Annotated in this window: 10 protein-coding genes; 9 read left to right on the top strand and 1 reads right to left on the bottom strand. The window is 65.4% G+C overall.

The window, feature by feature from the left end; all coding sequences use genetic code 11:
• On the bottom strand, positions 1 to 1,285 hold a 1,285-nt coding region (locus tag PHQ87_RS04305), incomplete at its 3' end, for a DUF294 nucleotidyltransferase-like domain-containing protein (protein ID WP_300231614.1).
• A gap of 220 nt (positions 1,286 to 1,505) precedes the next feature.
• On the opposite strand from PHQ87_RS04305, the gene PHQ87_RS04300 reads away from it, so the two are divergent.
• From PHQ87_RS04300 to dnaB, 9 genes are all read left to right on the top strand, one after another.
• Entirely contained in the window at positions 1,506 to 1,802 is a 297-nt protein-coding gene (locus PHQ87_RS04300; RefSeq protein WP_300231612.1) for a hypothetical protein, read from the top strand.
• 35 nt (positions 1,803 to 1,837) lie between these two features.
• The gene (locus tag PHQ87_RS04295; protein ID WP_300231610.1) at positions 1,838 to 2,368 is read left to right on the top strand and encodes a tetratricopeptide repeat protein; all 531 of its coding nucleotides are present in this window, start codon (positions 1,838 to 1,840) and stop codon (positions 2,366 to 2,368) included.
• Positions 2,369 to 2,409: 41 nt separating this feature from the next.
• Positions 2,410 to 2,688, top strand: a complete 279-nt coding sequence (locus PHQ87_RS04290) for a DUF4212 domain-containing protein (RefSeq protein WP_300231608.1) — start codon at positions 2,410 to 2,412, stop codon at positions 2,686 to 2,688.
• 4 nt (positions 2,689 to 2,692) lie between these two features.
• On the top strand, positions 2,693 to 4,810 hold the full coding sequence (locus PHQ87_RS04285; RefSeq protein WP_300231607.1) for a cation acetate symporter: 2,118 nt from the start codon (positions 2,693 to 2,695) through the stop codon (positions 4,808 to 4,810).
• Between the two features lie 106 nt (positions 4,811 to 4,916).
• The gene (gene rpsF, locus PHQ87_RS04280) at positions 4,917 to 5,282 is read left to right on the top strand and encodes a 30S ribosomal protein S6 (protein ID WP_300231606.1); all 366 of its coding nucleotides are present in this window, start codon (positions 4,917 to 4,919) and stop codon (positions 5,280 to 5,282) included.
• A 25-nt stretch (positions 5,283 to 5,307) separates the two neighbouring features.
• Positions 5,308 to 5,595 carry a primosomal replication protein N gene (gene priB, locus PHQ87_RS04275; protein WP_300231605.1) on the top strand — a complete coding sequence of 96 codons (288 nt, stop codon included), beginning with the start codon at positions 5,308 to 5,310 and terminating at the stop codon, positions 5,593 to 5,595.
• Positions 5,596 to 5,607: 12 nt separating this feature from the next.
• Positions 5,608 to 5,889: a 30S ribosomal protein S18 gene (gene rpsR / locus PHQ87_RS04270; protein ID WP_300231604.1), complete on the top strand. Its 282-nt coding sequence runs from the start codon at positions 5,608 to 5,610 to the stop codon at positions 5,887 to 5,889.
• 16 nt (positions 5,890 to 5,905) lie between these two features.
• Positions 5,906 to 6,358 (top strand): 50S ribosomal protein L9, encoded by a 453-nt coding sequence (gene rplI / locus PHQ87_RS04265; RefSeq protein WP_300231603.1) that lies wholly within the window; start codon positions 5,906 to 5,908, stop codon positions 6,356 to 6,358.
• A 259-nt stretch (positions 6,359 to 6,617) separates the two neighbouring features.
• Positions 6,618 to 8,051, top strand: a complete 1,434-nt coding sequence (gene dnaB, locus PHQ87_RS04260; RefSeq protein ID WP_300231602.1) for a replicative DNA helicase — start codon at positions 6,618 to 6,620, stop codon at positions 8,049 to 8,051.
• Positions 8,052 to 8,067: the final 16 nt, after the last annotated feature.

The following is an 8,067-nucleotide window of genomic DNA, read 5'->3' as shown; positions in this document are numbered from 1 at the left end:
CCGGCTCCCCGGTCCAGCGCGAGAAATACTCGGCCCATTTGCGCCGGGGCTGGCGCCACTGGTCGGTCATGGCCATCATCTCGCCGGGGCAGTGCACATAGCCACAGGCGTCGAGGCCATCGCAGACGAAGCGGGACAGGTCGCTGAAATACGCACCGTGTGCCGACGGGTCGTAGCGGTCGTCGATCACCATGCAGTTGTCCTGGTCGGACTTGGCGGTCTGTTCGCTGCGGGCCTGCGAGCCGGCCGCCACCCAGACGTAGGGGACGGGCGCGGGACCGAAGCGGGCCTCGCCCAGTTGCAGCAGCCGTACCGTGATGGCATCGGTGATGGCCGTGATGATGTGCCCGGTGCTGTAGGCCGAGGCCTCGGCAGCGGCCAGGTTGCGTTGCAGCGTCGCGATCCTGGCGCTGATCGATCGCAAGCCGTCGATGTCTTGTTGTTTGTACACATCACCGACCAGGTACACGGCCGACGTGCTGTGTTGCTCGGTCAGGTCGGTGGCGGTGATCATCCCCACGATGCGCTGACCATCGAGAACGGGTACGTGGTGGATGTTGTGCCGGGCCATGAGCAGCAGGGCGTCGAAGGCGGGGTGACGCGCCTCGATCGTCATCGGTGCCAGGGTGGCGATGTCGGCGATCGGTCGGCGGGTATCCAGATCGGCGGCGATGACCCGGTTGCGCAGGTCTCTGTCGGTCACCAGGCCGAACAGGAGATCCTGCTGGGTGATCAGCACCGAGGACACACGCTGCTCGTTCATGAGCCGGGCCGCATCCCGGATCGGGGTGTCCGGCCCCAGGGTGACGGGCGGGCGCTTGATCAGCGCGTGGACCGGCATGGTCATCAGGTTCAGGGCCGGATCGCGCCCGCTGCCGGCCGCATCGCCTGGCGGGGGAGCGCCGTGGGTCTGCAGCAGTGTCGCCGGCAGGAAGTGCCGCAATGCGGGGGCGCGGTCGGCCAGTTCGCTCAGCGCCGTGGCGGCGATGGTGGCGACGCGGGACGGTGTTACGGCCACTGCTTTATGGACCGCCAGACCGGGGCCGAATCCGGCACCGAACAGTTCGCCGCTACCCAGCTCGAACAGGACACGCCCTTCTGCGTCCACCATGGCCGCCTGTCCCGACATCATCCAGAACACCGTGTCATCCATGGCCCCGCCGTCCGCGATGTCGGCGCCACCCGGGTGTTGATCGATGCGCATCTGTGCCATGAGCGACTGGCGCTCAGGGGCCGGCAGGTGCTTGAACACGCGGTGGCTCGCCAGCAGAGTCAGATCGGTCATGGGCGGGTGGGTGTAGGATGGACCATTATGTTGAGGTTCTGGCGGCGTATGGGTTGGCGTGCCGTGGAACCGGTTTGATCTGTATCAAGAAAGCTCGGGCGATATTACAGGGGGTGGGGGTTGTGCGGGCAGTATTCGATCCATGTTGCGATGTTCAGGGCTGGCCGTAAGAAAACGGTCAGCTAACGGCCAAGAATAGGCCCATTCGTCGGGGTTTCGGATGTTGCTGCTCATATCGTCCATCAAGCTGGTTGCCGAGATTGCGCTGATGGCGCTGCTCGGGCAGGGTGTGCTGGGCCTGCTGGCCGGCGCGCGGCGCGGCGACAACCTGGTGTACCAGTTGCTGCGGCAAGTCAGCTTTCCCTTCGTGCGTCTGACCCGCTGGCTCACACCGCGCATCGTGCTGGACCGGCATGTGCCGGCGGTGGCCTTTCTGTGGCTGGTCTTCGTCTGGCTGGGGGCCGTCTGGGCCAAGATCGCCCACTGCCTGGACATCGGGGTGCATCTGTGCCGGTGATGTCGGGCGTGCGCCGGTGGTGGGCACATGGGCAGGTGCGGTGCCTGCTGGCCCTCGGGTTGCGCGAGCGTGCCCTGGCGTGTCTGGATGCCCGGTTGCGGGCCGATCCGGCCGATGCGGGCGCGCTGGCGTCTCGGGCCCATGTGCTGGCGTCCTGCGGGCGGACGGACGCGGCGCGCGCCGACTTCGAGCGGCTCGTCCGGTGCCGTCCGGCGCAGGCGCCGGACTGGTTCAATCTGGGGTTCGTGCGGGAGGCGTGCGGGCAGGCCGAGGCGGCGGAGGCGGCGTTCCGGCGCGCGCTGGCGATCGACCCCGGGTTTGATCGGGCGTGGTATGGGCTGGGCCTGTGCCTGATCCGCCAGCGACGCTGGGACGATGCGGCGGCGGCCCTGCGACGCAACGTGGCATTGCAGCCCATGAATCCCTGCGGCTGGTACCAGCTGGCCAGGGTCCATGTCGATCGCAACGATCCCGAGGCAGCGCGCCAGATCATTGGCCACCTGAGACAGTTCGAGCCACAGGTGGCCGCGCAACTGGAGAGCGAAACCGGGTTGTCGGCGTCCTGAGAGGCGGGCACGGCTGCGGCCGGAATCACACGGATAAGAAGATGGACAAAGAAGCAGACATCGACGGCAGGGAAGAGCGCCATCGCAGCCGCCACTGGCGCAGCAGTCTGCGGGTCACGGCCTGGCTGCTCGCGGTCTGGTTCCTGGTCACCTTCGTCGTGGCGTTTTTTGCCCGTGAGCTCAGTTTCCGTTTTTTTGGCTGGCCATTCAGTTTCTGGATCGGGGCACAGGGCGCGCTGCTGGTGTACGTGCTGATCATCGGTTTTTATGCCTGGTACATGGATCGGCTCGATGAGCGGTTCGGTGCGCACGAGGACTGAGGGCATGCACGAGACGCCCGACGCACACACACCCGCCGCAGACCAGCGCCGGTTCAAGCACCAGCTCGACCGGATCTATGCGTGGTTCACGATCGGGTTCCTGGCCTTTGTCCTGCTGCTCGGGGTACTGGAGCAGTTGGGCCTGCCGCGCGACGTCGTGGGCTTTGTCTTTCTGTTGGCGACCATCGCGCTGTACGCGGCCGTCGGCCTCATGAGCCGCACCACCGACGCCACCGAGTACTACGTCGCGGGCCGGCGGGTGCCGGCCATATACAACGGCATGGCCGTTGGTGCCGACTGGATGTCGGCCGCATCGTTCATCGGCATGGCGGGCACGCTGTACCTGACGGGGTACAGCGGCCTGGCCTTCGTGCTGGGCTGGACCGGCGGCTACTGCCTGGTCGCCTTGCTGCTGGCGCCCTACCTGCGCCGGTTCGGCCAGTTCACGATCCCCGATTTCCTCGGTGAACGCTATGGTGGCCACCTGCCCAGGTTTCTCGGCGTGGTGGCTGCCATTCTGTGTTCGTTCGTCTATGTGGTGGCGCAGATATACGGCGTGGGCCTGATCACCTCGCGCCTGATCGGCGTCGCCTTTGAGCTGGGCATTTTCCTGGGTCTGGGCGGGATCCTGGTGTGCTCCTTCCTGGGCGGCATGCGGGCGGTGACCTGGACGCAGGTGACCCAGTACATCATTCTGATCATCGCCTACCTGATTCCCGTGGTCTGGTTGTCCGTCAAGCAGACCGGCATTCCGGTGCCGCAGGCGATCTACGGGTACCAGTTGGAGAAGGTGACGGCCAAGGAAAAGGAACTGACCGACGACCCCAAGGAGCAGGAAGTGCGCCGGCTGTTCGCCGCGCGTGCCGAGGAGCTGTCGGCCAAGCTCGTCGATCCGGCCGCTTCACTGGCCGCCCAGCGCCAGGCCGCACAGGATCATCTGGCCCGCCTGCTGGCGGCCGAGGCACCACTGGCCGAGGTGGCCGAGGCCGAACGCAACCTGGGCATGCTGCCGAGGGATGCCGATTCCGCCCGGCGCCAATGGTCGGAGGCGATGCACCAGGCGCAGGCCAAGGCGCAGCCCCTCAACGGCATGCCACCACACGGGCAGCACTTCCGGGGTGACCCGGAGGGTGACCCCGCCGATCAGGCGTTGTATGACGTGTCGCGGCGCAATTTCCTGGCGCTGGTCTTCTGCCTGGTCGTCGGCACGGCCGGTTTGCCGCACATCCTGGCGCGTTGCTACACCGTGCCCGGTGTCCGGGGGGCCCGCCACTCCATGGTCTGGTCCATCCTGTTCATCTTCCTGCTGTACGTGACGGCACCCGCGTTGGCGGTGCTGGTCAAGTTCGAGGTGTTCCATGTGCTGGTGGGCATGCCGATCGACCAGTTGCCATCGTGGGTGAAATCGTGGCAGGCGGTCGATCCGTCGCTGCTGTCCGTGACCGACATCAACGCCGATCACATCCTGCAGCTCAACGAACTGAGCATCGATGGCGACATCGTGGTGCTGGCCACGCCCGAGATCGCGGGCCTGCCCAATGTGGTCTCGGCCCTCGTCGCTGCCGGGGGCTTGGCGGCGGCGCTGTCCACCGCCGACGGCCTGCTGCTGACGATCTCCAGCGCGCTCAGTCACGACCTGTACTACAAGATGATCGACCCGAATGCCGCGACGGCGCGCCGCGTCATCATCTCCAAGGTGCTGCTGCTGATCGTGACGCTGCTGGCCGCCTACGTGGCGGCCCAGAAACCGGCTGACATCCTGTTTCTGGTGGCGGCGGCGTTTTCCATCGCGGCGGCCACCTTCTTTCCGGCGTTGGTGCTGGGCATCTTCTGGCGGCGCACCACCGGCATCGCGGCTTCGCTGGGCATCATGGCGGGTCTGGGCATCACGATGTACTACATGGTCATGAACCAGGCCTGGCTGCGTGGTGCATTGGGCATTACGTCGCCGGTCGATCTCTGGTGGGGGATTCAGCCCATTTCTGCCGGCATCTTCGGCGTGCCGCTGGGTTTTGCGGTGATCATCGGTGTCAGCCTGGTTACCCGGCCGCCGGACCGGGCGGTTCGGCGCCTGGTCGAGCGTGTGCGCTACCCGCTCGAGGCGGGTGACGCCAGGGGCTGATGACCCGGCCTATCTTTGCTGCCGAAATGTTGCTAAAATAAAAGGCTTGCCTTGCCGCACTCCGTTTGACGCCGGGGGCGGTTTTTTCCATCCACAAGGAGAGTTCATGCGTCACTACGAAATCATCTTGCTGATCCACCCGGATCAGAGCGAGCAGGTCCCGGCCATGCTCGAGCGCTACAAGGGCATGATCACCGCCGGTGGCGGCCAGATCCATCGCGTTGAAGACTGGGGCCGCCGCCAGCTGGCCTACCAGATCAACAAGCTGTCCAAGGCCCACTACCTGTGCCTGAACATCGAGGCCGACCAGGCCGTGATGAGCGAGCTGGAACACGCCTTCAAGTTCAACGATGCCGTGCTGCGCCAACTGACCGTGCAGAAGAAGAAGGCCGAAACCGGTCCTTCCTCGATGATGAAGTCGGTCGAGCGCGAAGAAGCCCGCAAGTCCCAGCAGGAGCAGGCCTCCGCCTGAGGCGGCGGCCGCCTCGGCTGAGCGGGTGAACCAGCTTCGTCTGACCGCGTCGGTGGTGCAGGTGCAGAACCTGCGCTACACCCCGGCAGGCATCCCGGCCATCAACCTCGTGCTGGAGCACGAATCGGTGGTCACCGAGCTGGACACCCCCAGAACCGTCAAGCTCCAGCTGCGGGCCGTGGCTTTTGGCGCCATGGCCGAGACGATGGCCCGGCAAGGGCTGTCAATGCAGGCGGAGTTCGAGGGATTTCTGGGCAATGCCCGCAACGGCAAAGGCGTCGTGTTCCATATCCAAGCATTCAGCAAGACATAGGAAAGGCCCATCATGGCTGCACCCAAGCGTTTCAACAAAGACCGGCGCCCCAAGCGCAACACCCAATCGCTGCTTTTCAAGCGCAAGCGTTTCTGCCGCTTCACCGTGGCCGGCGTGGAAGAAATCGACTACAAGGACATCGACACCCTGCGCGATTTCATCGCCGAAAACGGCAAGATCATCCCGGCCCGCCTGACCGGCACCCGCGCCATCTACCAGCGCCAGGTGACCACGGCCATCAAGCGCGCACGTTTCCTGGCCCTGTTGCCCTACAGCGACCAGCACCGCGTCTGAAAAGGGAGCTGACATCATGCAAATCATTCTGCTCGACAAAGTCCTGAACCTGGGTGGCCTGGGTGATGTGGTCAAGGTCAAGGACGGCTACGCCCGCAACTTCCTGATCCCCACCGGCCGCGCCCGCCGCGCCACCAAGGATGCCATCGCCGATTTCGAGGCCCGCCGCGCCGAACTCGAAAAAGTGGCGGCTGCCAAGCTGGCCGAGGCCCAGGCCCTGGGTGAGAAGATCGCCGCCACCACCGTCAAGCTGACCCAGAAGGCTGGCGTGGATGGCCGCCTGTTCGGCTCCGTCACCAACCACGACGTCGCTGAAGAGCTCGGCAAGCTGGGCTTCGAAGTGGCCAAGTCGCAAGTGCGCATGCCCAACGGCCCGCTGAAGCTGGTCGGTGACTACACCGTTCAGGTGCACCTGCACACCGACGTGACGGTTGACGTCAGCGTGTCGGTGCTGGGCGAGACCGCGTAACAGGACGCGTTCACCGCCAGGGCCGCCAGTCTTCGGGCTGGCGGCCTTTGTTTTTGGGCGCGGTTTTTGCTGCCAGGCTCCCGCATCAACAAGCGACGCCTTGGCGGATCCGTGACCCGCGCCGGTGGCGCGTGGGGTCCTGCCGGCCGGTTGTCGCTGCACAGCTTGCGCACGCCGGATGCACCGCTTATCCACAGACTTGTCCCATGACAGGGGGCCTTTCGCGCCTTACCATGTCATGTGCTTTTGACCTGACGCCATGTCCGACGTTTTTTCGAGTGACCTGTCTCCTTTCGATCCCGGCTTCGATCCCGGCGCTGCCGGTGTGGACCGTCAGATCGCCCAGTTGCGGGTGCCGCCGCACTCGATCGAGGCCGAGTCGAGCGTGCTGGGTGGCCTGCTGCTGGACAACGGTGCCTGGGACCGCGTGGCCGATCTGGTCAATGACTCCGATTTCTACCGCTACGAGCACCGGCTGGTGTTTTCGGCGGTGGCGGCGCTGGTCAATGCCAGCAAGCCGGCCGATGTGGTCACGGTGTTCGAGCACCTGCAGAACCAGGGCAAGGCCGGCGAGGCCGGTGGCCTGGCATACCTGAATTCGCTGGCGCAGTATGTGCCCAGCGCCGCCAATATCCGGCGCTACGCCGAGATCGTGCGCGAGCGGGCCATTCTGCGCAAGCTGGTCGCGGTCAGCGACGAAATTGCCACGGCGGCGTTCAGCCCGCAAGGGCGGCCGGTGGCCAAGATCCTGGACGAGGCGGAGCAGAAGATCTTCAAGATCGGCGAAGAAGGTTCGCGGATGAAGGAGGGCTTCCAGTCGATGGACAAGCTGGTTGTCGACCTGCTCGACCGTGTCCAGGAGATGGCCGACAACCCCAACGACGTGACAGGTGTGCCCACCGGCTTCATCGACCTGGACCGCATGACCTCGGGTCTGCAGGCGGGTGACCTGGTGGTGCTGGCGGCGCGGCCGTCGATGGGCAAGACCGCCTTCGCGATCAACATCGCCGAACACGTGGCACTCAACGAGGGCCTGCCGGTGGCGGTGTTCTCGATGGAAATGGGGGCGGCGCAACTGGCGGTGCGTGTTGTCGGCTCGATCGGCCGCATCAACCAGGGGCACCTGCGCACCGGCAAACTGACCGACGACGAGTGGCCACGCCTGACCGAAGCGATCGAGAAGCTGCGCAACGTTTCGCTGTTCATCGACGAAACGCCGGGCCTGACGCCCGGTGAACTGCGCGCCAACGCGCGCCGCCTGGCGCGCCAGTGCGGCAAGCTCGGCCTGATCGTGGTCGACTACCTGCAACTCATGAGCGGCTCCAATGCGGACAGCAGCGACAACCGCGCCACCGAGCTGGGTGAGATCTCCCGCGGTCTGAAGATGCTGGCCAAGGAGCTGCAGTGCCCGGTGATCGCGCTGTCGCAGCTCAACCGTTCGGTGGAGCAGCGCACCGACAAGCGCCCCATGATGTCCGACTTGCGTGAATCGGGCGCCATCGAGCAGGACGCCGACATCATCATGTTCATCTACCGCGACGAGTACTACAACCGCGAAACCTGCAAGGAACCGGGCGTGGCCGAAATCATCATCGGCAAGCAGCGCAACGGCCCCACCGGCACCGTCAAGCTCGCCTTCCTGAACATGCTGACCCGCTTCGAGACCCTGGCGGGCATGGGCGATGATTTCTAGGATCACCCCCCTGCGC

It is taken from the genome of Hydrogenophaga sp., assembly GCF_028698005.1.
Classification (GTDB): domain Bacteria; phylum Pseudomonadota; class Gammaproteobacteria; order Burkholderiales; family Burkholderiaceae_C; genus Hydrogenophaga.
This window is presented reverse-complemented; position numbering and strand designations above follow the sequence as displayed.